The sequence below is a fragment of the Cellulomonas sp. NPDC055163 genome, assembly GCF_053607065.1.
In genome coordinates this window covers 1-24,838 of the sequence record NZ_JBSGSU010000017.1, presented here as the reverse complement: position 1 = coordinate 24,838, position 24,838 = coordinate 1, and the positions used below count along the sequence as shown (strand labels likewise).

The 24,838-nt window shown below is 75.0% G+C and carries 22 protein-coding genes; 12 read left to right on the top strand and 10 right to left on the bottom strand.

The features are described 5' to 3' along the window. A complete protein-coding gene (locus ACWFNE_RS20835; protein ID WP_452124339.1) occupies positions 1-384 on the bottom strand; it encodes a cold-shock protein in 384 nt (127 codons plus the stop codon). Positions 385-520: 136 nt separating this feature from the next. Further along, positions 521-1,777 (bottom strand): EAL and HDOD domain-containing protein, encoded by a 1,257-nt coding sequence (locus ACWFNE_RS20830; protein ID WP_452124338.1) that lies wholly within the window; start codon positions 1,775-1,777, stop codon positions 521-523. 139 nt (positions 1,778-1,916) lie between these two features. On the opposite strand from ACWFNE_RS20830, the gene ACWFNE_RS20825 reads away from it, so the two are divergent. Beyond that, positions 1,917-4,895, top strand: a complete 2,979-nt coding sequence (locus tag ACWFNE_RS20825) for a helicase-associated domain-containing protein (RefSeq protein WP_452124337.1) — start codon at positions 1,917-1,919, stop codon at positions 4,893-4,895. Further along, positions 4,888-6,582 carry a DNA repair helicase XPB gene (locus ACWFNE_RS20820; RefSeq protein ID WP_452124336.1) on the top strand — a complete coding sequence of 565 codons (1,695 nt, stop codon included), beginning with the start codon at positions 4,888-4,890 and terminating at the stop codon, positions 6,580-6,582. Before ACWFNE_RS20825 ends, ACWFNE_RS20820 begins: the two co-directional genes overlap by 8 nt. A gap of 12 nt (positions 6,583-6,594) precedes the next feature. On the opposite strand, the gene ACWFNE_RS20815 is transcribed toward ACWFNE_RS20820, so the two are convergent. The 3 genes from ACWFNE_RS20815 to ACWFNE_RS20805 form a co-directional block, all read right to left on the bottom strand. Continuing rightward, positions 6,595-7,578, bottom strand: a complete 984-nt coding sequence (locus ACWFNE_RS20815; RefSeq protein WP_452124335.1) for an SRPBCC domain-containing protein — start codon at positions 7,576-7,578, stop codon at positions 6,595-6,597. After that, positions 7,571-7,918, bottom strand: a complete 348-nt coding sequence (locus ACWFNE_RS20810; RefSeq protein WP_452124334.1) for an ArsR/SmtB family transcription factor — start codon at positions 7,916-7,918, stop codon at positions 7,571-7,573. Before ACWFNE_RS20810 ends, ACWFNE_RS20815 begins: the two co-directional genes overlap by 8 nt. Before the next feature lie 249 nt (positions 7,919-8,167). Continuing rightward, positions 8,168-8,947 carry a type 1 glutamine amidotransferase gene (locus ACWFNE_RS20805; protein WP_452124333.1) on the bottom strand — a complete coding sequence of 260 codons (780 nt, stop codon included), beginning with the start codon at positions 8,945-8,947 and terminating at the stop codon, positions 8,168-8,170. A gap of 273 nt (positions 8,948-9,220) precedes the next feature. Between ACWFNE_RS20805 and ACWFNE_RS20800 the strand changes: the two genes are divergently transcribed. The 10 genes from ACWFNE_RS20800 to ACWFNE_RS20755 all read left to right on the top strand — a co-directional run bounded on the left by ACWFNE_RS20800 (position 9,221) and on the right by ACWFNE_RS20755 (position 19,371). Next, complete coding sequence (locus ACWFNE_RS20800; protein WP_452124332.1) at positions 9,221-11,263, top strand: TPM domain-containing protein; 2,043 nt, start codon at positions 9,221-9,223, stop codon at positions 11,261-11,263. 94 nt (positions 11,264-11,357) lie between these two features. Next, positions 11,358-12,083: a PspA/IM30 family protein gene (locus ACWFNE_RS20795; protein ID WP_452124331.1), complete on the top strand. Its 726-nt coding sequence runs from the start codon at positions 11,358-11,360 to the stop codon at positions 12,081-12,083. 139 nt (positions 12,084-12,222) lie between these two features. Further along, positions 12,223-12,957: a response regulator transcription factor gene (locus ACWFNE_RS20790; RefSeq protein WP_452124330.1), complete on the top strand. Its 735-nt coding sequence runs from the start codon at positions 12,223-12,225 to the stop codon at positions 12,955-12,957. After that, positions 12,954-14,702, top strand: coding sequence for a sensor histidine kinase (locus ACWFNE_RS20785; protein ID WP_452124329.1), 1,749 nt, complete (start codon positions 12,954-12,956; stop codon positions 14,700-14,702). Before ACWFNE_RS20790 ends, ACWFNE_RS20785 begins: the two co-directional genes overlap by 4 nt. 79 nt (positions 14,703-14,781) lie before the next feature. Continuing rightward, on the top strand, positions 14,782-15,600 hold the full coding sequence (locus ACWFNE_RS20780) for an HD domain-containing protein (RefSeq protein ID WP_452124362.1): 819 nt from the start codon (positions 14,782-14,784) through the stop codon (positions 15,598-15,600). Between the two features lie 89 nt (positions 15,601-15,689). Then, positions 15,690-15,980 carry a WXG100 family type VII secretion target gene (locus ACWFNE_RS20775; RefSeq protein WP_452124328.1) on the top strand — a complete coding sequence of 97 codons (291 nt, stop codon included), beginning with the start codon at positions 15,690-15,692 and terminating at the stop codon, positions 15,978-15,980. Positions 15,981-16,232: 252 nt separating this feature from the next. Further along, on the top strand, positions 16,233-16,904 hold the full coding sequence (locus tag ACWFNE_RS20770; RefSeq protein WP_452124327.1) for a helix-turn-helix domain-containing protein: 672 nt from the start codon (positions 16,233-16,235) through the stop codon (positions 16,902-16,904). Continuing rightward, positions 16,901-17,725, top strand: coding sequence for a hypothetical protein (locus ACWFNE_RS20765; protein ID WP_452124326.1), 825 nt, complete (start codon positions 16,901-16,903; stop codon positions 17,723-17,725). Before ACWFNE_RS20770 ends, ACWFNE_RS20765 begins: the two co-directional genes overlap by 4 nt. A 154-nt stretch (positions 17,726-17,879) precedes the next feature. Beyond that, on the top strand, positions 17,880-18,425 hold the full coding sequence (locus ACWFNE_RS20760) for a DUF6318 family protein (RefSeq protein WP_452124325.1): 546 nt from the start codon (positions 17,880-17,882) through the stop codon (positions 18,423-18,425). 4 nt (positions 18,426-18,429) lie between these two features. Then, positions 18,430-19,371 carry a hypothetical protein gene (locus ACWFNE_RS20755; RefSeq protein ID WP_452124324.1) on the top strand — a complete coding sequence of 314 codons (942 nt, stop codon included), beginning with the start codon at positions 18,430-18,432 and terminating at the stop codon, positions 19,369-19,371. A gap of 162 nt (positions 19,372-19,533) precedes the next feature. Here ACWFNE_RS20755 and ptsP read toward each other — a convergent pair whose 3' ends face one another. The 5 genes from ptsP to ACWFNE_RS20730 all read right to left on the bottom strand — a co-directional run bounded on the left by ptsP (position 19,534) and on the right by ACWFNE_RS20730 (position 24,545). Further along, a complete protein-coding gene (gene ptsP / locus ACWFNE_RS20750; RefSeq protein ID WP_452124323.1) occupies positions 19,534-21,210 on the bottom strand; it encodes a phosphoenolpyruvate--protein phosphotransferase in 1,677 nt (558 codons plus the stop codon). After that, entirely contained in the window at positions 21,207-21,482 is a 276-nt protein-coding gene (locus tag ACWFNE_RS20745; RefSeq protein ID WP_452124322.1) for an HPr family phosphocarrier protein, read from the bottom strand. The genes ptsP and ACWFNE_RS20745 overlap by 4 nt, the downstream gene beginning before the upstream one ends. A gap of 69 nt (positions 21,483-21,551) precedes the next feature. Beyond that, positions 21,552-22,502 (bottom strand): 1-phosphofructokinase, encoded by a 951-nt coding sequence (pfkB, locus tag ACWFNE_RS20740; RefSeq protein WP_452124321.1) that lies wholly within the window; start codon positions 22,500-22,502, stop codon positions 21,552-21,554. Between the two features lie 85 nt (positions 22,503-22,587). Then, positions 22,588-23,025: a PTS sugar transporter subunit IIA gene (locus ACWFNE_RS20735; RefSeq protein WP_452124320.1), complete on the bottom strand. Its 438-nt coding sequence runs from the start codon at positions 23,023-23,025 to the stop codon at positions 22,588-22,590. Next, positions 23,022-24,545 carry a PTS mannitol transporter subunit IICB gene (locus ACWFNE_RS20730; RefSeq protein WP_452124361.1) on the bottom strand — a complete coding sequence of 508 codons (1,524 nt, stop codon included), beginning with the start codon at positions 24,543-24,545 and terminating at the stop codon, positions 23,022-23,024. Before ACWFNE_RS20730 ends, ACWFNE_RS20735 begins: the two co-directional genes overlap by 4 nt. Positions 24,546-24,838 lie beyond the last annotated feature (293 nt).

The following is a 24,838-nucleotide window of genomic DNA, read 5'->3' as shown; positions in this document are numbered from 1 at the left end:
TCAGCCCTCGAGGTTGTCGGCGACGGCACGCAGCAGCGACGCGTACTTCTCGCCGGCGGCCTTGTCGGGGTAGCGGCCGCGGCGCAGGTCGTTGCCGACCTTGTCGAGGACCTTGATGAGGTCCTCGACGATGACGGCCATGTCGTCGGCGGGCTTGCGCGTGGCCTTGACGACCGACGGCACCGGGTCGAGGAACGTGACGGACAGCGCCTGCGGGCCGCGTCGCCCGTCGGCCACGCCGAAGTCGACCTTGGTGCCGGGCTTGGGCGCGGTGACTCCTGCGGGCAGCGCGGAGGCGTGCAGGAACACCTCGTCGCCCGCGTCGCTGGCGATGAAGCCGAAGCCGCGCTCGGTGTCGAACCACTTGACCTTGCCGGTGGGCACTGCAACCCCTGAGGTGTCGATGGATGTCGTAACGCTCAAGGTTACCTGCCCGTGATGTGCGCGCGGCACCGGGAACCGGGGAGCCCGGCGCTCGCCCCCGGGTGCCGGACGGGCACCCGCCGCGCGCCGGGAGGGCTCAGGCGTCCCAGCCGTCCGGGCGCTCGACCGGGGAGAACACCGTCGCGAGGAGCGCCCGGGCCTCCTTCACCGCCGTCAGGTAGGCGTGCGAGACGTCGAGCGCCGTGAACGGCGCACCGATCGCCGGCATCGCGTCGACGTCGACCGCCTTCAGGTACGCGTCGAGCACGTCGCACGCCCCGAGGGCCTCGGGGCTCGGGCGGGCCCGGTGCAGCGCGGGGTCGAGCTCGCTCACGGGCACCCGGAGCAGCTCGGACACGATGCGCACGAGCTCCTCGGTGGACGCCTCGAGCGGCGCGCCGGGCGCGAGGAGCTCGGCGGCGCGGGTGCGGGCCAGCGAGCGCAGCGGCAGCTCGTCGTCGTGGTGCCCGGCGGTCACGAGGATCTCGAGCACGAGCAACGCGCGGAACCGCTCGCGCCCGAGGAGCACGAGCGCCTGGTGCAGGTTGCGGACCGGGCGGCCCGCGCCCGCCGCGGAGTTCACGACGCGCAGCACCTTGAGCGCGATCGACGGGTCCGCCGCGGTGAGCCGCGCGACGACCCGGAACGACACCTGGGGGTCGCCGAGGCGGATGAGCAGGCGGCCCGCGACGAGCGCGTGGTGCGCGAGCGCCGGTCTCGTCAGGATGACGGGACGGCGGAAGAAGTAGCCCTGGAACAGGTCGAAGCCCGCGGCGTGCGCGGCCTCGAGGTCCGCCTCGGTCTCGACGCGCTCGGCGATCAGCGTCACGTCGGGCCACTCCGCGCGGAGCTCCGCGGCGAACTCCGCGAGCCGGTCGCCGAGGTCCTCGATGTCGACCTTGACGTAGTCGCACAGCTCGAGCAGCGGGGCGCGGTGGTCGCCGGGCACGTAGTCGTCGAGCGCGATCGCGAAGCCCTGCTCGCGCAGCGACCGGACGCCCGCGAGCACCTCCTCGTCCGCCGGGACGCGCTCGAGCACCTCGAGCACCACGCGTTCCGGGTCGAGCGCGACGGGCAGCGAGCCGACGACGAACGCGCGCGGGACGTTGACGAACAGGAGGCCGTCGCCCGCGACGTCGCTCACCCCGAACTCGCCGAGGGTCGCCGAGATGACGGTCGCCGTCGCCTCGTCGTCGTCGATGCCGGGCCGCACGCCCGAGACGGTGCTGCTCGCGGTCGGCCGGAACAGCAGCTCGTGGCCGACGGGCCGCCCGACGAGGTCGTGGATGCCCTGCCGCGCGATGCAGACCTCGTGGGTGCGCCGCGGGTCGACCCGCACCGGCGCCTGCGTCATCCCTGAACTCCTGCACGTGGGCTGCGCGCCGTGGTGGGCGCGTCCGGCGTCGTCGGCCGGTCCCCCTTCCATCGGCGCGTGCACGGGCGGCTTGAGGACGTGGCGCGGCCGGATGTGGCGCGCACGTATCGTGGAGCGGATGGCCACGTTCAGTGCGTACCTGCGCTCGCGGAGCGACGAGGAGCTCGTCGCGCTGCTGCTGCGCCGCCCCGACCTGGCCACCCCGTCGCCGTCGACGCTGTCCTCGCTGGCCGCGCGCGCCACGAGCCGCAGCAGCCTCGAACGGGCGCTCGCGGGGGTCGACGCCGTGGTCCTGCAGGTCGTCGAGGCCGTCGCGGCGCTGCACGGCCCGGCGGACCCGGTGACGGCGCGGGACGTGCTGCGCGCGCTCGGCGCGACCGGCCCCGAGGACGCCGCGCTCGTGCGCGACGCCCTGGACCGGGCACGCGAGCTGCTGCTCGTGCGTCCCGACGCGCCGGACGCCGTGGACGGCGCGGACGCGGGCTCGCGCGGGTCGACGGGTGACGACGGGGCCGGGACCGCCCCCGCGGACCCGGCGGCCGACGACGCGCCCCTCGTCCCGGCGCCCGGCCTCGCGGAGCTCTTCGGCGCCTACCCGGCGGGTCTCGCCCGGGTCTCGGACGCCGCAGGGCCTGCCGGCACCGGCGCGTCTCCCGGCGCGGACGCCCCCGCAGCGGACCGCGACGCCGTCGAGGAGCTGCTGCGCCGCGCACCCGCCGGGGCGCGCTCCGTGCTCGACGCCCTGACGTGGGGGCCGCCCGTCGGGGTCCTGCCCGCGCCGCGCACGCCCGCGCGGGAGGCGGTCCACTGGCTGCTCGGCCAGGGCCTGCTCGTCCCGGGCGACGCGCGCCACGTCCTCCTGCCCCGCGCGGTCGCGCTCGCGCTGCGCGAGGGACGCACGCACCGCACGCTCGCCCGTCCCCCGGCGGCGCCGGCGGGCGCAGGCGCCCCGGGCGACGCGCGCACCCCGGACGGCGCCGGACCGCCGGGCGCCGACGTCGCGGCCCCCACTCCGCTCGCCGGCGGGGCCTCGCGGGCGTCGCGCGGCACACCCCTGCGCCCCGAGGTCGTCGCCGCCGAGTCGGGCCGCGCCGCCGAGCAGGTCGTGCGCCTCGTCGCCGGGCTCGTGCGCGCGTGGGAGATCGAACCGGCCCCCGTGCTGCGGGCCGGTGGGCTCGGCGTGCGCGAGCTGCGCCGGGTCGCCGGGCGGCTCGAGGTCGACGACACGGAGGTCGCCCTCGTCATCGAGCTGGCCGGCGCCGCGGGCCTCGTGGTCGACGACGAGGAGGAGACCCCGTCGTTCGCCCCGACCGCCGCGGTCGACGAGTGGCTCGCCGCGGAGCTGCCGGCGCGCTGGTCGACGCTCGCCCGCACGTGGCTCGCGACCGCGCGGGCTGCGTGGCTCGTCGGCACCCGGGACGACCGCGGCATCGTCCGCGCCGCGCTCGACCCCGAGCTCGTGCGCCCCTGGGCCCCCCGGCTGCGCCGCTCGGTGCTCGGCGTGCTCGCCGACGTCCCTCCCGGGGTCGCGCTCGACGCGGCGCAGGTCCTCGACCAGCTCACCTGGCGCACACCCCGGAGCGTCCCGCCCGAGCACGCCGTCGCGGCGACGCTGCGCGAGGCGACGCTGCTGGGCGTCGTGGCCGCCGGGGCCCTCGCGCCCGCGGGCCGCGCGCTGCTGACCGCAGTCACCGGCTCGGACGGCGCCCCGGGCCTCGTGCTCGAGCGGCGCGCCGGGCCTGCCGCCGACACCGTCGCCGACGCGCTCGCGGAGGCCCTCGCGTCGACGGTCGACGAGATGCTGCTCCAGGCCGACCTCACCGGGGTCGTCCCGGGCCGCCCGTCACCCGCGCTCGAGGCGCTCGTCGAGCGGGCCGCCCGCGTCGAGTCCCGCGGCGGGGCCCTGACCGTGCGGTTCACGCCCGAGAGCGTGCGGGGCGCGCTCGACGCCGGGACGACCGCCGACGAGCTCCTCGCCGACCTCGCCGCGCACTCCCGCGGCCCGGTGCCGCAGCCGCTCGAGTACCTCGTGCGCGACGCCGCCCGCCGGCACGGCCGCCTCCGCGCGGGCGCGATCAGCAGCTACGTGCGGGCCGAGGACCCGGCGCTGCTCGCGGGCCTCGTCGAGGACCCCCGGCTCGCGCCGCTCGGCCTCGTCCGGCTCGCGCCGACGGTGCTGGGCTCGCAGGGCTCGACGCGCGAGCTGCTCGCCGCCCTGCGCGAGCGTGGGCTCGCACCGGTGGCCGAGGGGCCGAACGGGCAGATCGTCCACGCCGAGCGGGTCGTGCGCCGCGTGCACGGGCGCAGCCGCCGCGTCGCCCCGGTGTCGCCCGCGCACGCCGACGACGGCGCGCCGCCGAGCGCCGCGCGCCGCGAGCGCCTCGCCACGCTCGTCCCCGAGCTGCGCCGCGCCGAGGACGTGCAGCGCGCCGCCCGGGAGGCCGACCGCGCCGCGCAGGCCCGGGCGCTCGAGCTCCGGGAGGCGCAGCAGCGGCTCGTCGAGGCGGAGCGCGCGCGGGCGGCGTCCGGCGAGCACGCACCCGCCGGGCCCACCGACGGCCGGGCCGGGACCTCCGCGACCGGCTCCGCGAACGGGACGACCTCCGGCACTGCGCCGCGCGCGTCGTCGGGCACCGCGTCCACCGGCCCCGCGTCCGACACCCCCGCGGCCGACGCCCCCGCGTCCACCGGAACTGCGTCCGCCGGCCGCGCCTCCGCAGACACCGCGTCCGACGGCCGAGCGCCGGGGACCCGTCCGACGACCGACCCCGCCCCCGAGGGAACAGTCGACCCCGCGACGGCGTTGGGCCTCTTGCGCGAGGCGGTCGCCGACCGGACGCAGGTGTGGCTCGAGCTCGTCGACCACCACGGGGTCCCGCAGCGCCGGCTCGTGCGGCCGCTCCGGGTCGACGCCGGGCGCCTGCGCGCGGTGGACCCGGCGAGGGACGCCGAGCTGACCGTCGCGGTGCACCGCATCGCCTCCGTGACCCGGGTGCCGTCCGCCCCCGAGCCACCCCCCGCGCCCGACGCGGGCACGCACGACGAGCACGACCCGCCGGCCCCGCCCGGCACCCCGACCGAGGAGACGCATGACTGACGGCCCCCTGATCGTGCAGAGCGACAAGACGCTGCTGCTCGAGGTCGACCACGACCAGGCGGAGGCGTGCCGCCGGGCGATCGCGCCGTTCGCCGAGCTCGAGCGCGCGCCCGAGCACGTGCACACCTACCGGCTCACGCCGCTGGGCCTGTGGAACGCGCGCGCCGCGGGCCACGACGCCGAGCAGGTCGTCAACGTCCTGCTCGACTACTCGCGCTACCCGGTGCCGCACGCGCTGCTCGTCGACATCGCCGAGACCATGGCGCGCTACGGCCGGCTCCAGCTGGTCCAGCACCCGGTGCACGGTCTCGTCCTGCACGCGCTCGACCGGGCCGTCATGGCCGAGGTGCTCCGCTCGAAGCGGACCGCCGGGCTCGTCGGGACGCGGATCGACGACACCGACGTCGTCGTCCACCCGAGCGAGCGCGGCCACCTCAAGCAGGTGCTGCTCAAGCTCGGCTGGCCCGCGGAGGACCTCGCCGGGTACGTCGACGGCGAGGCGCACGCGATCGCGCTCGACACCGCGGGCGAGTCGAACCTCGGGCCCGACGGGCAGCCGAAGCCGTGGGACCTGCGCCCGTACCAGAAGCAGGCCGTCGAGGGCTTCTGGCACGGCGGCTCGGGCGTCGTCGTGCTCCCCTGCGGCGCGGGCAAGACGCTCGTCGGCGCGGGTGCCATGGCGCGCTCGCAGACGACGACGCTCATCCTCGTGACCAACACGGTCAGCGCGCGGCAGTGGCGCGACGAGCTCGTGAAGCGCACGTCGCTGACTGCCGACGAGATCGGCGAGTACTCGGGCGCCCGCAAGGAGATCAAGCCCGTCACGATCGCGACCTACCAGGTCCTCACGACGAAGCGGAAGGGCGTCTACACGCACCTCGAGCTGCTCGACGCACGCGACTGGGGCCTCGTGCTCTACGACGAGGTCCACCTGCTGCCCGCGCCGATCTTCCGCATGACCGCGGACCTGCAGGCGCGCCGCCGCCTCGGGCTGACCGCGACGCTCGTGCGCGAGGACGGCCGGGAGGACGAGGTGTTCAGCCTCATCGGCCCCAAGCGGTTCGACGCGCCCTGGAAGGACATCGAGGCGCAGGGCTACATCGCGCCCGCCGACTGCGTCGAGGTGCGCCTCACGCTGCCCGAGCGCGACCGCATGCTCTACGCGACCGCCGAGCCGGAGGACAAGTACCGCCTCGCGGCGACGGCCCCGGGCAAGAACCGGGTCGTCGAGCAGCTCGTCGCGAAGCACGAGGGCGAGCCGACGCTCGTGATCGGCCAGTACCTCGACCAGCTCGAGGAGCTCGCCGACCACCTCCACGCCGACGTCATCACGGGCGCGACCTCCGTCACCGAGCGGCAGCGCCTGTACGACGCGTTCCGCTCCGGCGAGATCACGAAGCTCGTGGTCAGCAAGGTCGCGAACTTCTCGATCGACCTGCCCGAGGCGTCGGTCGCGATCCAGGTGTCGGGGTCGTTCGGGTCCCGCCAGGAGGAGGCGCAGCGGCTCGGCCGGCTCCTGCGCCCCAAGGGCGACGGGCGGACGGCGCACTTCTACGCGGTGATCGCGCGCGACACGGTGGACCAGGACTTCGCGGCGCACCGCCAGCGCTTCCTCGCGGAGCAGGGCTACGCGTACACGATCCTCGACGCCGAGGACCTCGCGGCGGGCGAGCCCGCGGCGGACTGACCCGCCCCGCGCTCACCCTCCCGCGCGGGCTCCGGCCACGCTCGCGACGAGCTTGTCGAGCGTCTGCTCGAGGCCAGCGAGGGACATCTGCCGCGTCGCCTCGGCCGTGTAGCCGAGCTCGGTGACGGTCAGGCGCGTGCCGCCCGTGGGGAGCGCTTCGAACGTGAGGACGTGCGGCACCGGGACCGGGATGCCCGGGGGGAGGCCGAGGTCCACGGGGTCGACGACCCGGCCGGCCGCGTCGCAGAACTCGAGGGCGAAGTCGAGCCGGTGCGGTGCGTCGACGGCCGAGTACGTCCAGAGGTTGTGCATGTCGTGGCCGTCGGGCGACCGCATCGTCACCCGCGACGAGCCGCCGACCCGCACGTGCATGACGGCCTCGGGGCACGTCCAGCCCGCCGGTCCCCACCAGGCCCGGACGTCCTCCGGCTCGGTCCAGGCGGCCCACACGCGCTCGACCGGCGCGTCGACCGTGCGGCTCGCCACGACGTCGAGCCGCTGCGACGTGTGCGCCGGTGCCGCAGCCTGCCGGACCAGGGCGTCGAGCCGGTCCGTCGCCTCCCGGATCCCGGTCTCCATGTCGGTCGGGACCCACCCGTCGCGGTCCTCGACGGACTGGAACAGGACCACGCTGGTCAGGGTCGTGGCGCCGTCGTGCTCGGCGAAGGTGTCGGTCGTGAGCTGGAGGTAGCCGGGGCCGCCCCCCTCGAGCTCGAACGTCGCGACGATGCGCTCCCCCGGCACGACGTCGTGGTAGACGCCGCGGAACGCGTACTCCGTGCCGTCGGTGCGGTGGGTCGTCACGAAGCGCCAGCTGCCGCCCCGGCGCACGTCCATCTCGTCGACGCGGGTGTCGAACCGGGAGCCGCCCCACCACGCGGGGATGCGCGCGGAGTCGGTGTACGCGGCCCAGACGAGGTCGGCGGGCGCGTCGAAGGTCCTGCGGATGACGAGGTCCTGCCGGCCGGGCTCGACGATCAGCTCGGTGTCAGTCATGGTCTGCCCCTGTCGTGTCGCGCTTCAGTCGTCGGATCTCGCGGTCGAGCAGGTCGAGCCGCTCGGCGAAGGCGTTCCGGTACCGGTCGAGCCACTCCGACGCGGTGTCGAGCTGCGCCGGCTCGAGCCGGCACGGTCGCCACTGCGCCTCGCGGCTGCGGCTGATGAGGCCCGCCTGCTCGAGGACCTTGAGGTGCTTGGACACGGCGGGGAGCGTCAGGTCGAACGGCTCGGCGAGCTGGTTGACGGTCGCCTCCCCCTCGGCGAGCCGGGCGAGGATCGCACGGCGCACCGGGCTGGCGAGCGCGGCGAACGTCTGACTGAGCGGGTCGGCAGGCACGTCCTTACTGTACCGCTCGGTTAATTATCTCATGTGGAAAGTACGCGCGCTCCGCCCGGCGTGTCAACGGTCCGGGACACCGGACGACCGCGGCGGCGCGCACGACCCCGCTCGCGCCGCCGCGGAGCCGGGCCGCGCGAGGCACGCGCTCGTCGGGCTTGGCAGCGCCGCCCTCCCCGACATCGCCGCAGACGCGCGCACCCCCGGCCCACGAGGGACCGGGGGTGCGCGACCCGCGTACGGGGACGGTCAGACGAGCTCGGGCATCGTGTCGGCGCGCTCGTTGACGAGCGCCGCGAACGCCTGCGCGACGGCTCGGCCGCCCGCAGCGACGTCGTCCGCACGGCGCGCGTACTCGGCGCGCACGGCGTCCACGTCCACGTCGTCGTGCGTCGCGGCCCAGGCGGCGAGCAGCTCGGGGCCGGCCTCGGGGTGGAACTGCACGCCCCAGGCCGAACCGACGCGGAACGCCTGGTACGGGTACGTCGCGGACGACGCGAGCCAGGTAGCGCCGCGCGGCAGGTCGACGACGGCGTCCGCGTGCATGCTCGGCTGCGGGGTGGAGCGCCGGTCGTCGGCGAGGTCCAGGTCCTGGAGCCCGTCGAGGATCGGGTCGCCGACGGCCTCGGGGCGCCACTGGACGTCGATCACGCCGGCCTCGCGCCCGGGAGGGGCCGCGACCTGGAGGCGGCCGCCGCGCGCGACGGCGAGGAGCTGCGCACCGAGGCAGATGCCGAGCGTCGGGACGCCGGCGGTCGACGCGTCCGCGAGCAGCGCGCGGACGGCCGGGAGCCACGGGGCGACCCCGTCGTCGACGGCCGACATCTGGCCGCCGAGGACGACGAGACCGTCGCCCACCTCGTCGGCCGACGCCGGGACGGTCTCGCCCGCGTACGCGTGGACGGTCCGCAGCTCGACACCGCTCAGCCACTCGGCGAAGCGGTCGAGCGGGACGTCCGGGCTGTTCTGGATGACGGTGACGACACGGGCGCCAGAAGTGGCGGGGACACCGGGAGTCTGGTAGGTCACGGCGCGACGGTACTCCCGGCCTCCCCGGGAACGTAAACCCGCACGTCACGCGGTGCACCGATCGTGTGACCCGGCTCACGAATGCCCGACCTGTCCGGGTTCGTCCGAGTGCGCCGCGGGCGCTGCCCGCTCCGGGCCTCCGCCGAGCGCCCGCCCGCCGGGCCGCCCGAGCTGCGCGCGGGTCGCCGACCGGCCCCGACCAGCACCGACACCTCCGGGCGAACCCGTGGGCCCACGTTTGCACGCCCGCGCCGCCCGGTCGAGGATCGACGGGTGAGCCACCCCCGCGTCCCGGCCCCGTCCGCCCCCACGTCCGTGCTCACCCGTGCGACGCCCGTCCCCCGGTTCACCCGCGCGGCCGCGGCCCTCACCGTGCTGCTCGCGACCCTGGGGCTCGCGGTGCCCGCCGCCGCGGTCGAGCCGCTGAACCTGCCGAGCCAGATCACCGACCAGGTCGGTGCGCTCGACGGCAGCACCGCGGAGGTCCAGGCGAGCCTCGACCGCCTCTCCGACGACACGGCGTACGACCTCTTCGTCGTCTACGTCGCCGACTTCTCGGGGCGCGACGGCGAGCAGTGGGCGCGCGAGACGGCGGCGGCGTCGGGCCTCGGCCCGGAGGACGTGATCCTCGCGGTCGCGGTCGACGAGCGCCGCTACGGCATGTGGGTGCAGAGCGCGGGCGAGATCACCGAGGAGGAGGCCACGAGCGTGCGGGTCGACCTCGTCGAGCCGCGCCTGGCGGAGGACGACTGGGCCGGTGCGGCGATCGCCGCCGCGGACGGGCTGCGCGACGCCGCGCTCGGGACCGGCACGGCGGCGTCCGGCGGCGGGCTCGGCCTCGGGACCCTGCTCGTCGTCGGCCTCGTCCTCGTGCTCGTGGTCCTCGTGGTGCGGTCCCTGCTGCGCCACCGCGGCGGTGCCGGCCAGGGCGCTGCGCAGCCCGCCGGCGCCGCGCCGCAGGGGCTGGCCGCGCTGCCGACCCCCGAGCTCAACCGGCGTGCGAGCCAGGCGCTCGTGGCGATCGACGACGCGCTGACCACCTCGGCGCAGGAGCTCGGGTTCGCGCAGGCGCAGTTCGGCCTGGAGGCCACCCGCCGGTTCGGCGCCGCGCTCGAGGAGGCCCGGGCGCGCGTGTCCGAGGCGTTCCGGTGGCGCCAGCAGCTCGACGACTCGACGCCCGAGACCGAGCCGCAGGCGCGGCAGATCATGATCGCGATCCTCGAGACGTGCCAGGTCGCCGCGGACACCCTCGACGCGCACACCGAGGAGTTCGAGCAGATGCGCGACCTCCAGGCGCGCGCACCCGAGGTGCTCGACGACGCCGAGCAGCGCGCGACGGAGGTGTCCGCCCGCGTCGAGCCCGCACGGGCCACGGTCGCCCAGCTCGCCACGACGTACCCGCCCGCGGCGCTCGCGTCGGTCACCCCCAACCCCGACCAGGCCGCCGCGCTGCTCACCGGCGCGCAGGAGTCCGTCGCGCGCGGTCGCGAGGCCCTCGCCACCGACGACCGCGGAGCCGCCGTCGGTGCCGCCCGCGCCGCGCAGGACGCCGTCGCGCAGGCCGTCACGCTGCTCGACGCGGTCGAGCGCGCCGGCCAGGACCTCGCCCGGGCCGGCGCCGACCTCACCGCCGCGGTCGCCTCGATCAGCGCGGACTTCGCCGACGCCGACCGCCTCGCGCCGCGCGAGCCCGCGGTGCAGGCCGCCGTCCAGGCGGGCCGCGCGGCGGCCACGGCGGCGGAGGCGGCCCGCTCGGGCGGCGACCCCCTCGCCGCGCTCCGGGACGTGCGCGCCGCGGAGGCCCGGCTCGACGAGACGCTGGAGCCGTTCCGCGAGCGCGCCGAGCACGACGCCCGGGCACGTGCGCAGCTCGACGACCTCCTCGGCCGGCTCGCCTCGCACATCCGCGCGGTGCACGACTACATCGAGACCCGTCGCGGTGCCGTCGGCCCCGAGGCCCGCACGCGGCTCTCGGAGGCCGCCCGCCTCGCGCAGCAGGCCCACCGGGACGCCGCGACCGACGCGACGGGCGCGCTGGCGCTCGCGCACCGGGCCGGCGAGCTCGCGGGCCAGGCCCAGCAGCTCGCGCAGCTCGACGTGCAGGACTGGGAGGACCAGCGCCGCCAGCGCTCCGGGTACGGCGGCATCGGCGGGGGCGGGTCGAACGTCGGCGGCATGGTGCTCGGCGGGATCCTGCTCGACTCGCTCCTGCGGGGCGGCGGCGGGGGCTTCGGGGGCGGCGGCTTCGGCGGAGGGGGCTTCGGCGGGGGCGGCGGAGGCGACGGCGGTGGCTTCGGCGGGGGTGGGCGCTTCTGACGGACCCCCGCGACCCACCGCAGGACACGGACGACGCAGCAGCAGGCGCGACGACGGCCCACCCGGGCGCGTCGCACGACGAGAGGGACGCACGATGACCGAGAAGCAGACGATCCTGGGCCGCATCACGACGCTGGCCCGCGCCAACATCAACTCCATGCTGGACCGGGCCGAGGACCCCGCGAAGATGATCGACCAGCTCATCCGCGACTACACGAACAACATCGCCGAGGCCGAGGAGGCCGTCGCGCAGACGATCGGCAACCTGCGCCTCGCCGAGGCCGACCACCGCGAGGACGTGGCGTCGGCGTCGAGCTGGGGCCAGAAGGCGCTCGCCGCGTCGTCGAAGGCCGACCAGCTCCGCACGAGCGGCGACGCCGCGGGCGCCGACAAGTTCGACAACCTCGCCAAGGTCGCGCTCGGCAAGCAGATCGCCGCGGAGCAGGAGGCCAAGGACGCCGAGCCGCTCATCGCGTCGCAGACGGAGACGGTCGAGAAGCTCAAGGCCGGGCTCGCGGCGTCGAAGGAGCGCCTCGCGGACCTGAAGAACCGCCGCGACAACCTCGTCGCACGCCAGAAGAGCGCCCAGGCGCAGTCGCAGCTGCAGGACGCGCTCGGCTCGATCAACGTGCTCGACCCGACGAGCGAGCTCTCGCGCTTCGAGGACAAGGTGCGCCGCGAGGAGGCCCGCGTCCAGGGCCACGCCGAGCTCGCCGCGTCGTCGATCGACGCGCAGTTCGAGGAGCTCGAGGCGTCCGGCCAGAACCTCGAGGTCGAGGCCCGGCTCGCCGCGCTCAAGCGCGGGTCCGCGCCGGCCTGACGCACCACCGCTCCCCCGCCGATGCCCGCGCGCCCGGACGCTCACCCGCGTCCGGGCCGCGGGCGCCGGCGTGCCCGGCGCCACGCCGCCCGCAGCGTCCTCCCAGGCCGCTCCCAGCCCGGCGACGCACACTGAGGGCATGACGGGGACCCCTGTGCAGCCCGAGGCGCGCCTGCTCGTCGTCGACGACGAGCCGAACATCCGCGAGCTGCTCGCAACGTCGCTGCGGTTCGCCGGCTTCGAGGTGCACGCCGCCGCCGACGGCGCGTCCGCGCTGCGGCTCGCGCGGCAGGTCGAGCCGGACCTCGTCGTCCTCGACGTGATGCTCCCCGACATGGACGGCTTCACCGTCACCCGGCGGCTGCGCGAGAAGGGCCAGCACGTCCCGGTCCTGTTCCTCACCGCACGCGACGACACGTCGGACAAGGTCACGGGCCTCACCGTCGGCGGCGACGACTACGTGACGAAGCCGTTCAGCCTCGAGGAGGTCGTCGCGCGCATCCGTGCGGTGCTGCGCCGGACCCACCCGGGCGACGTCGACGAGTCGAGCATCCTGCGCGTCGGCGACCTCGAGCTCGACGAGGACAGCCACGAGGTGCGCCGCGCCGGCCAGGTCGTCGACCTCTCGCCGACCGAGTTCAAGCTGCTGCGCTACCTCATGCTCAACCCCGGCCGGGTCCTGTCGAAGTCGCAGATCCTCGACCACGTCTGGCAGTACGACTGGGGCGGCGACGCCAACATCGTCGAGTCCTACATCTCCTACCTGCGCCGCAAGGTCGACCAGGTCACCGGGCCCGGCGGGCAGCCCGTCGAGCCCCTCATCCAGACCAAGCGCGGCGTCGGTTACCTGCTGCGCCGCGTCGCGACCCCGTGAGCGCGACGCCCGCCGGCGCGCCTGCCCCCGACCGGCAGGCCGCCGGTGGCGAGGCGCGGGACGCGGCGCCGGACGCCGCCGACGGTGCGTCGACCACCGGTCCGGCGGCGGCGGCGGGCGAGGAGCCGACGGCCCCGGCCGGCACCCCGTCGCCGTCGTCCCGCGCGTCCCGCGCGGCCGACCGTGCCCGCGCCGCGTGGGCCGGTGTCCCGCTGCGCGCCCGGCTGGTCGGGATCATCACGGCACTGCTCGCGGTCGGCCTGCTCGTCGCCGGGCTGACGACGGCGACGCTGCTCGAGCGCTACCTCGTCGGGCAGGTCGACCGGCGCCTCGAGACGGAGGCCGCGTACCTCGCGCAGCGTGAGGCCGACAGCCTGTTCGGGGACAGCCGCCCGGGCGACGCCTCGTTCGTGCCGACCGACTACGTGCTTGTCGTGACGGACGTCCTCGGCGGCCGCAAGGCCTCCGGCCGCGACACGACGTACCGGGAGTACGGGGTCCCCGCGCCGCCGGAGCTGACCCCCGCCGAGGCCCGCGCGACCGATCGCCGCCCGTTCGACGTCCCGAGCAACCGCCCCGCGTCCTCGTGGCGCTTCGTGGCCTTCTCGATGTCGAGCGGCGGCGAGCCCATCGGCACGGTCAGCGTCGGCCTGCCCCTCGGCGACGTCCAGCGCACGGTTCAGCGCATCACGCTGCTGCTGCTCACGAGCGGGCTCGGCATCGTCGTCCTCGGTGCGCTCGCCGGGAGCTGGGCGGTCCGGCGGTCGCTGCGCCCGCTGCGCGAGATCGAGTCGACCGCCGCGTCGATCGCTGCGGGCGACCTGTCCCGGCGCGTCCCGACGGCACCCGAGACCACCGAGGTCGGCCGGCTCGGGGCGGCGCTCAACGGGATGCTCGCGCAGATCGAGAGCGCGTTCGCGGACCGCACGGCGTCCGAGGCGCGCATGCGGCGGTTCGTCGCGGACGCCTCGCACGAGCTGCGCACGCCGCTCGCGGCGATCCGCGGGTACGGCGAGCTGTACCGGATGGGTGCGCTGACGGAGAAGGAGCAGGTCGACGACACCTTCCGCCGCGTCGAGGAGTCGGCGACCCGGATGGGCGGGCTCGTCGAGGACCTGCTCGCGCTCGCCCGGCTCGACGACGGGCGACCGATGCGCCTCGACGACGTCGACCTCGCGGTCCTCGCGGCCGACGCGCTGAGCGACCTGCACGCGCTCGACCCGTCGCGCCCCACGGCCCTGCTCGGTCCGGACGGCGCCCCGCTGCGCTCGTGCGTCGTCGCGGGCGACGAGCGGATGCTGCGCCAGGTCGTGTCGAACCTCGTCGGGAACGTCGTGCAGCACACCCCGCCGGGGACCCCGGTCGAGCTGTCCGTGGGGCTCGTCGCGGGCCGTCCCGGCGAGGGGGTGCTCGAGGTGCGCGACCACGGGCCCGGCATCGACCCGGAGCACGCCGCGCGCGTCTTCGAGCGGTTCTACCGCGTCGACGCCAGCCGCACGCGGGGCGGGACAGCGGGCGGCGGCACCGGCGGCGGTGCGGGTCTCGGCATGGCGATCGTGGCCGCGATCGTAACGGCCCACCGCGGCGAGGTGAGCCTGGCGCAGACCCCCGGCGGCGGGACGACCGTGCGGGTCGCACTGCCCCTGGCGCGCCCGGGGGACGTGGACGACGAGGCCGCCGACGAGATGGGCGCGGGGGCGGCCGACGCGCGCACGACGGCCACCTCCGCGGAGGATGAACACTGACGCGACGCGTATGTGCTCGCGCGGCACCGTGGTTACGATGTCGGGTCCGAAGCAAGGGTCACCGTTCGTGAGGCTGGTCATGGGCGTCTACGACGCACCGCAGTGGTTGCTCTCCGCGTTCGTCCGCAGCGCACTCGGGGCCGGGGCCACCGCTCCGCCCGAGCAGATCAAGGCAGCAGGGGTCGCCCTCGTGGACCGCTGGTCCGCCAAGGGACGCGACTTCCACAACCTCAAGCACCTCGTGGACGTCCTCGCCCGGGTCGACGAGCTCGCCGCCGAGACCCACGAGCCGGACCTCGTACGCCTCGCCGCCTGGTACCACGGGGCGATCTTCGACTCGGCGGACGCCGCGGCGTACGCGAACCGGGGCGGCGAGGACGAGCTCGCGAGCGCCCGCCTCGCGCTCGAGGAGCTCACGGCGCTCGGGGTGCCCGAGAAGCGCGCCCGCCGCGTGCACGACCTGGTGGTAGCGCTCCGACGCCACACCACCGACGCGTCGGACTTCGACTGCGCCGTCCTGTGCGACGCCGACCTCGCGATGCTGGCCGCGGAGCCGCAGCGGTACAAGTCCTACCTGCACGACATCCGCGCCGAGTACGCGCACCTGCCCGTCGAGCACTACGTGCGGGCCCGCGTCAACATCGTCCGCAAGCTCCTCAGCCGTACGAGCCTCTTCGTGAGCCCGCTCGGTGCGGCGTGGGAGGAGGCCGCGCGCCAGAACCTCGGCGCCGAGCTCCAGCGGCTCGAGAAGGAGCTCGCGAAGATCGATGCCGCGAACGCGGAGTCGGGCACGGCGGCCTCGGACGGGCATACGCCGGCGGCCGACGCGGATGCCACGGAGCCGCCCGCGAGCGCGCAGCCGTCGCTCGCTGCTCAGCCGCCCACAGCCCGTCGCTGACGCGCGGCGCCGGCGACCTCCGGGACCGGGGGCTCGACGGTGACGACGCCTGCGTAGCGTCCGGACCTCCACGAGCACAGGAGGACGGAATGAGCAGGTACGAGGTCGACAGCGCGCTGGTCGCCCAGGCAGCCGCCGGGGTCCAGGCCCGCACGGCGGCGGTCCGCAGCGAGGTCGCGGCGATGCAGCGCCAGCTCGCCGAGCTGCAGGGCGCCTGGCGCGGCGGTGCAGCCACCGCGTTCGCCGGCGTCATGACCGAGTGGTCCGCGACGCAGGCCCGCGTCGAGCAGTCGCTCGACCACATCACCGCGGCGCTCTCCGTCGCCGCGCGCACATACTCCGACGCGGAGGACCAGGCGTCGCGGCTGTTCCTGCGCTGACGGCGGGAGGGCTCGGCGGCCCGCTCGGGCAGCGGAGCGGCGCGGTCGCGGCGGCCGCGCAGGTCGTGACACGGCAGTGGAGCGGTGGGAGGACGCACGGGCGCCTCCCACCCTCCATCCGCCGACCTCGGTGTCACACCATCGACGACGGGCGCCGCGACCTCATGCTGCGCTCCGTGCCCTGGCACGAGTGCACGAGCCGTCGCACGTGGCGCTTCACACAACTCTATCGTTAGCGCTAGGGTTGTGTGCATGGTTGACGTCGGTGTGGCTGAGGCCGCGCGCATGCTCGACGTCTCGCCGGGGCGGGTACGCCAGCTGATCTCGGCGGGTCGGCTGCCCGCGCGGCGGATCAGCGGGCGCTGGATCGTCGACCTCGCCTCGCTTCCCTCCGCCCCCCGACGTGGACGCCCCATGAGTCCGCGCATCGCCTGGGCGCTCGTCGAGCTCGGCGAAGACCGGCGCGCTGCATGGACGAGCTCGAGCGAGACGAGCCGGCTGCGGGGTCAGCTGGACCGCCTGGCCCGCGACCAGGAACCTGAGCTGCTGCTCCGCTCGTGGCTCGCGTCGCGCGCCGTGCGCCACGTGCTGTCAGCCCCCGACGCGGGACGCCTCCGGCAGGACTCACGAGTCGTCCTGTCCGGCATCAGCGACCCGCGGTCCCGGCTGTCACCCGGAGACGATCTGGAGGCCTACGTCCACGACGACGACCTGGCAGCCGTGCGGGCTGAGCACCTCCTCGTGCCTGCCCGAGCCAGCCGTGCCAACGTCGTGCTGCACGCCTCGCCGATCCTTCCCGCGCAACCCGTACCCCTCCTGCTGCTGGCGGCTGACCTCGCCGAGCACGACAGCGACCGGGAGCTCAGCAGGTCTCGCGACCTGCTCGTGACAGCACTCCAAGCTCCCGAGGCGGTGGGGGCTTGACCATGGTCCTGCCTGCCATGAGCGGCTCTCAGGTGAGTTCATGGCACGCGCTCCTCGATCTTCACGAGGCGCACCCGACCGGCTGGACGCTCGTCGGTGGGCAGATGGTGCACCTGCACTGCGCAGAGCGAGGAGCCGCGCCTCAACGACCCACCGATGACGTCGACACGCTCCTCGATGTAAGGGCCGAGCCACACGTCCTACTGGCCGTGACGAGCATCTTGCACAACCGGGGCTTCCGCCCGGCGGGAGAGACATGGACCGGCCATCAGCACCGCTGGGAGCGGGACGGCGCAGTCGTCGACATCCTGATACCGCGTCATCTCGGGGAGCGGGCAGCGAACCGCAGAGGTGTTACGGGTGGCACCACGATCGAGACGCCGGGCGCGCAGCAGGCGCTGGACCGCACTGAAGCGCGCGGGGTGAGCGTTGCAGGGAGGGAAGGCGCGGTTCGACGCCCAAACCTCTTGGGTGCGCTCGTCGCCAAGGCAGCAGCCAACACCGTGGCCCTCGATCCTCGTCGCGGTCGGCATCTGAGCGACTTCGCCGTCCTCGCGACCCTGCTCCGTCCCGACGACGCATTGGCGTCGGCAGGGCCGCGAGACCGGCATTACCTCGACGGGATGCTCGCCGCGATGGCAGAAGACCGCCGACCCTGGGCTCGTGTTGACGGCGCTGAGGAAGGACTTGATCGTCTGAAGCTGGCGCTGGGCGCTGCACCCACGTCGGCCTCGACGAGGTCGCGTGCTTCGTGGCCGCCTCCGCGGACGCATGGCGCCGGCGACAGAGCCGGAGCAGACGTGGAACGGAGCCCTGACTGATCGTCCACAGATGTCGGACAGGCCGTGACCGGCTCGCCCCGGTTTCGGTACGTTCGCGGGCATGCCTTCGCCTCGTGCGGCCGACGACGCCCACCGCCCTTCCCGACGTCGTCGCCGCGGCGGGCACCGTCGGGCACGCGCCGCCCTCGGCGCCGTGGCGGTGCTCGTGGTGATGCTGACCGCGTGCACCGGGGAGCCGTCAGCCCAGCCGAGCCCGTCGCGCACCGCGACGGCGAGCCCGACAGCGTCGCCGACGCCCACCCCGACCACCACACTCGAGCCCGAGCGCCCTGCCGCGATGGACGACCCCGGCGTCGACGGGGCGGTCGCCGCAGCGACGTACTTCCTGTCGCTGTATCCCTACGCGCACGCGACGGGCGATCTCGCCGCCTGGAAGGCTATGAGCCACCCGGAGTGCGTCTTCTGCGCGAGTGTGAGCGAGGGTGTCTCGACGATGCATGCCTCGGGGAAGAAGCAGACCGGCGGCGTCTTCGCCGTTCGATCGAGCCGGCCGACAGAAGTCGAAGCGACGAAGTTCTACGCGATCGAGCTCGATGTCGACCAGGCGGAGTCCGTCGAGACCGACGCCAGCGGCACGATCACTTCGACGGTCCCGGGCGGCCACTACTCGTTGACGTTGCTTGTCATCCGTGAAGGCGATGCCTGGCTCATTCGAGCGAGCGAGGCGAAGAGTGCGTGAGCGGATGGAGAACGCGCTCGGACGCACCGGCGTCCTCGTCGTAGCAATGCTGCTGGCCTTCGGCGTCGGCGTCCCTCCAGCAGCGTCCAACGGTGAGACCGGCGGCGTCGGCGGCTATTTGCAAGACAATGTCGCAGAGGTATGGAACAAGGCAGCCGAAGGCACCATGCAATCCGATCTCGGCAAAGGCGCGAACGCAGGCGCGGCCCTTCTCGTGCAGTACCAGCGGGGTCGCCAGTGCAACGTCGGCTCCGCCACGCCGATCACCGAGCTGACCGCGCCGTGTCCGGGCGCCGACGGGTACGTCGACCCGCCGTTCTGCGGTGAGGGCGTCGCGCACCTCGAAGCGCTGTGGCGCCGGAACCGGGATGCTCCGACGAACCCCAACTGGGGACCGTGGACCTTCGTCGCACCGGCGACGTGCCCTCAGGACGTTCTCCCGGAGTTCACCGCCGAGGACTTCCGCCGCCTCCCCCTCACCCCCTCCCCGGTCACCCCACAGCCCGCGAACCCCGACCTGCTCACCGGACTCGGCCTCGTCGTCCACACCACCGCCGACCCCCAGGACCACCCCACCACCCTGCTCAACTTCCCCATCACCGTGCGCGCCACCCCCACCCAGTTCACCTGGGACTTCGGCGACGGCACCCACACCACCACCACCCACCCCGGCACCCCCTACCCCACCGACCACGACCACCACCCCGGCGACCCCGTCTACCCCACCGGAGTCATCGGCCACCCCTACCCGGCACTCGGCACCTACACACCCACCCTCACCACCACCTGGACCGGCGAGTACCTCATCGCCGGCACCACCACCTGGCACCCCATCAACGGCACCGCCACCACCACCACACCCCTGCCCACCGTCACCATCCACGACGCCACCAGCCACCTCGTCGCCGACACCTGCCTCGACAACCCCCACGGCCCCGGCTGCTGACCACCCTGGACGTCGCACCGCCGAGGCGCTGCCACCGCCCGGGAGGGCGACGGGCGAGGAACGACGAACGACGCGGCCGCCGGGGTGAGTCCGGCAACCGCGTCGTTCGTCGTGCATCCGAGCGTGTTGCGCCGTGAGCAGCGAGCAGTGAGCAGTCAGCAGTCAGAGCGCCAGGATCTCCCGCACCTCCGGGTCGACCTCCGCGAGGCACGCAGCCCGCGCGTCGGCGGCCGTGCGAGCCGCCCGAGCGACCTTCGCCAGCCCCCGGCAGTCGTCGAGCGAGTGCCGGCTGAGGGCGAACCGGACGCCTGGTACGGCGGCGGGCGACATCGACAGGCTCGTGACGCCCATGCCGGTGAGGACGAGGGCCATGAGCGGGTCCGCCGCCGACTCCCCGCAGACGCCCACGGGTTTGCCGGCGGAGGTGCCGGCTGCGGCGGCGGTCGCCACGAGGTCGAGCACGGCGGGCTGCCACGGGTCGAGCAGGTCGACGAGCTCACCGAGGAGGCGGTCGGTGGCCATCGTGTACTGCGCGAGGTCGTTGGTGCCGATCGAGATGAAGTCGACCTCGGCGAGCAGGTCGGCGGCCCGCAGCGCCGCCGAGGGGACCTCGACCATGACGCCGACGGTGCGGACCCCGGCGTCCCGTGCGAGCGCCGCGAACTGGGCGGCCTCCTCGACGGTGGCGACCATGGGTGCCATGACCCACGGCTCACCACCGGTGCTCTCGGCCGCGCGCGCGATGGCCCGGAGCTGCGTGAGCAGGAGGTCCTCGGCGGCCCGGACGAGCCGGAAGCCGCGGACGCCGAGCGCCGGGTTCTCCTCGCCGTCGCGCGTCACGAACGCGAGCGGCTTGTCGGCGCCCGCGTCGAGCGTGCGGATGACGACCTTGCGGCCCTCGAGGCCGCGGAGCGCGCGGGCGTACTGCTCGGCCTGCTCGTCCTCGGTGGGGGCGGTGGTCCGGCCGAGGTAGAGGACCTCGGTGCGGAACAGCCCGACGCCCTCGACGGCCGCGCCGGTGAGGCGCTCGGCGTCCTCGGCGGTGCCGATGTTGGCGAGCAGCGCGACACCGTGGCCGTCGGACGTGCAGCCGTCGTCGGTCGTCTCGGCGAGGGTCGCGAGGCCGCGGCGGCGGACCTCGACGCGGGCGCGGACGTCGTCGTCGGGGTCGACGACGACGGTGCCGGCTGCGGCGTCGACGGCGACGAGGGTGCCGTCGGTGAGCGTGGAGGCGCCGACGGCCCGCACGACGCACGGGATGCCGAGCTGCCCGGCGATGATCGCGGTGTGCCCGGTGGGACCGCCGCGCTCGATGACGATCGCGAGCACCTTGTCGAGCTCGAGGGCGGCGGTGTCGGCGGGCGAGAGGTCGTCGGCGACGACGACCGCGGGCTCGGTGAGCGCCGGGACGCCCGGCTCGGGCTGCCCGGTCAGCAGCGCGACGACGCGGTCACGCACGCTGAGCAGGTCCGTGACGCGCTCGGCGAGGTAGCCGCCGGCCTGCGTGAACAGGTCCACGAACTCGGCGACGGCCCGGTCCACGGCGAACGGCGCGGACTGCCCGGAGTCGATCCGGACGGCGACCTGGTCGGTCAGCTCGGCGTCGCGGGCCATCGCTGCGGTGGCGGTGAGGACGTTCGCGACGGTCCCGCTCGACCGCTCGGCGCGCGCCTCGAGCGTGTCGGCGACGGACGCGAACGCCGCGACGACGGACGCCGTCGCGGCCGCACGGTCCCCCTCGGCGGGGGCCGACGCGTCGACCACCGGCGCGGCGTGGGCGCGCGCGACCGGGCCGACCACCGCGCCGCGGCCGACGCCCGCACCCCGCAGCGTCGTCACTGCGCCACCGCGTCCAGGTCGGAGGCGAGCATCGCCGCGAGCTCGTCGAGCGCCGCGTCGGCGCCCTCACCCTCGGCGGTCAGCGTGACCTCCTCGCCGAACTTGGCGCCGAGGGTCATGACGCGCAGGATGCTCGACGCGTCGACCGGTGTGCCGCCGTTCTTCGCGATGAGCACCTTGGTGCCCGTCGCGGCGGCGGCCGCGGTGAAGAGCTTCGCGGGCCGCGCGTGCAGGCCGACCTTCGATCCGATGGTGACGGTGCGCTGGGACATCGGGAGTTCCTTCCGGGGTGACGCCGCTACGGTGCGGCGAACGGGTGCGGCGGACGGGTTGCGGGTGGGTCACAGCTCCTTGAGCGCGATGTCCGGGTGGGGCGACTCGAGGATGCGCACCTCGTCGAGGCGCACGTCGGCGGGCGTGGGCACGGCGGTGCCCGGGAGCAGGACGGCGGCGCGGCCCCACGCGACGGCGGTCGCGAGCCGGGTCGCCGGCTCTCCGTCGACCTCCGCGAGGAAGCCCGCGAGGGTCGCGTCACCGGCGCCGACCGTCGAGGCGGGCACGAGCGGCGGGCCGCCGGCCCACCACACGGACGTCGCGTCGACGAGCAGCGCACCGTGCGCCCCGAGGCTCACGAGCACCTGCCGCGTACCGCGGTCGACGACGGACCGGGCGGCGTCGACCACGTCGCCGACGACGACCATGTCCCGCCCCACGAGCGCGCCGAGCTCCTCGTCGTTGGGCTTGACCACGTCGAGCCCGCCGGCCTCGACCGCCGCGACGAGCGGCTCCCCGGACGTGTCGAGCGCGCACGGGACCCCGTGCCGTCCGGCGAGGGCCGAGAGCCGGACGAAGAAGTCCGTCCCGGCGCCGGCGGGCAGGCTCCCGGCGCCCACGACGAGCCGCGCACCGGCCGAGACCTCGGCCTCGACCGCCGCGAGCAGCGCCGTGACGTCGTCGGGCCCGAGGGCCGGTCCGGGGGCGTTGACCTTGGTCGTGACCCCGGTGCGCTCGACGAGCGTGATGTTCGACCGGGTCTCCCCGGTCACGGGCACGGCGTGCGCGGGCACGCCCCGCTCCTCGAGCAGCCGGACCAGGAGCTCGCCGTCGGGTCCACCGGCCGGCAGGACCGCGCGGGTCGCGTGCCCGTGCGCCACGAGCGCCCGCGACACGTTGATGCCCTTGCCGCCCGCGTGCACGTGGGTCTCGTGCGCCCGGTTGACCTCCCCCACCGCGAGGCGGTCCAGGTCCAGCGCGCGATCGACGCTCGGGTTGGGGGTGACCGTGACGATCATCGGTGTCTCCTGGCTGCTGTCCGGGTGCGGCGGGTCGGGGCGGCGGCCCTCGGTGGTGGTGCGCCCACCACCGAGGGCCGCGCCCTCACTCCTCGTTCACCTGCTGGAGGACGACGTACAGCTCGGCCGCGGTCGGCGCGTCGAGCACGCGCTGGACCTGCTCCATGTCGGCGAAGACGAGCGCGATCCTCGACAGGATCTCCAGGTGCTCGTCGCCGACCCCGGCGATGCCGACGACGACGCGGACGGGTTCGCCGTCCCAGTCGACCGGCTCGTCGTAGCGCACGAGGCAGAGCGCGGAGCGCGTGATGGTGCCCTTCGCCTCCTCGGTGCCGTGCGGGATCGCGAGGTAGTTGCCCATGTACGTGGACAGGGACCGCTCGCGCTCGAGCATCGCGTCGACGTACGCCGGCTCGACGGCGCCGGCCCGGACGAGCACCGCGCCCGCCTCCCGGACGGCGTCGGTCTTGGTGGCGGCGGACGCCGCGAGGACGACGTCCCCGGGCGCGAGGATCTCGCTCATGCCGTGGCCCCTTCGCTGTCGCCGGCGAGCTCGCGCACGATGTCGTCGTACACGGGGCTCGACAGGAAGTTCTCGACCGAGACGTGGCGCGCGGTCGGCGCGTAGCTCCGGGCCCGGTCGGTGAGCTCGCGGTGCGTGATCACGAGGTCGGCGGAGTCGTCGAGCTTCGCGACCGCGCGGTTGACGACGGTGACGTCGGTGCGGCCGGCCTTCTTGAGCTTGTCCCGCAGGATGCTCGCGCCCATCGCGGACGAGCCCATGCCCGCGTCGCACGCGAACACGATCGAGCGGACGGGCCGGGTGTCGGTCGCGGCAGCACCGGCCATCACCTCGAGCGCCTCGAGCGCCGAGCTGGACTTCCCCTTGTTGGCCTCGGTCTGGGCGATCGCCGCCTGCAGGTCCCCGCCGCCCGTCGCGAGGTCCCGCTTGCGCGAGGCCCGCAGGATGACCGCGGCGATGAGGAACGTGACGACGAACGACAGGACGACCGACAGCGTCACACCGAGGAACGAGCCCCGGGCGGTCGTCGCGTACACCGCGAAGATCGACCCCGGGGCGGCGGGGCCGCGCAGACCGCTGCCGAACGCGGCGTTCGTCGCGACCCCGGTCGCACCGCCGGCGATCGCGGCGATGATGAGGGCCGGCTTCATGAGGACGAACGGGAAGTAGACCTCGTGGATGCCGCCGAAGAACTGGATGATCGCGGCGCCCGGTGCGCTGCTCCGCGCCATGCCGACCCCGAAGACCGTGTACGCCATGAGGATGCCGAGGCCGGGCCCGGGGTTGGCCTCGACGAGGAACAGCAGCGACTTCCCGGTCTCCGCGACCTGCTGCGCGCCGAGCGGCACGAGCGCGCCGTTGCCGATGGCGTTGTTGAGGAAGAGCACCTTGGCGGGCTCGACGATGATGCTCATGACGGGCAGGAGCCCGTTGTCGGCGAGCCAGCCGACGCCGTCCCCGAGCCACTCGGACACCCGCGTGATGAGCGGGGCGAAGCCGAAGAACGCGATGACCGCCATGGCGGCACCGGCGATCCCGGCGGCGAACATGTTGACGAGCATCTCGAAGCCGGCCCGGATCTTGCCCTCCCAGAGGCCGTCGATCTTCTTCATGACCCACGCCGAGAGCGGGCCCACGATCATCGCGCCCAGGAACATCGGGATGGTGCTGCCCGTGATCATGCCGATCGCGACGATCGACGCCACGACGGCGCCCCGCTCGCCGTAGACGACACGGCCGCCGGCGTTCGCGATGAGCAGCGGCAGCAGGTAGGTGATCATCGGCCCGACGAGGCCCACGTACTGGCGGAACGTGGTGCCGTCCTCGGCCTGCGCGAGCGCGGTCGCGGCGCCCTGCCAGCTCATGACGTCGGCGTTGCCGAAGCCACCGAGGATGCCGTTGGGCCACCAGCCCACGGCGATGAACAGGGTGGTGATCAGTCCCCAGGCCAGGAAGGCCGGGAGGTTGGGCATGATCATGCTGCTGGCGAAGGCGCCGAACTTCTGGAGCTTGACCTGCATGGCCTTGCCCCGGGTGGCGGTGCCGGCGGCCGGTGCCGTCGTAGCGGACACGGGCTCACACTCCCATCGTGGTGGTGCGCGTCCGGGCGTCGGTGCCCGGGGCGGCGCTGATCGTCGTTGACCTTGTCTCGCCCCTGCGCCCCGGGGCGGCGGGTGGGGGGGGGGGGGTGTTGCGGCCCCCCCTGCCCCCGCACCCCCCCACGCCCACCGCGTCAGCGGAGCCGGCCCCGCCGCTCCGCGGGCCGAGCCTGTTCACCCGAGGGTGACGGCGGGCGGGACGTTCAGGTGCCGTA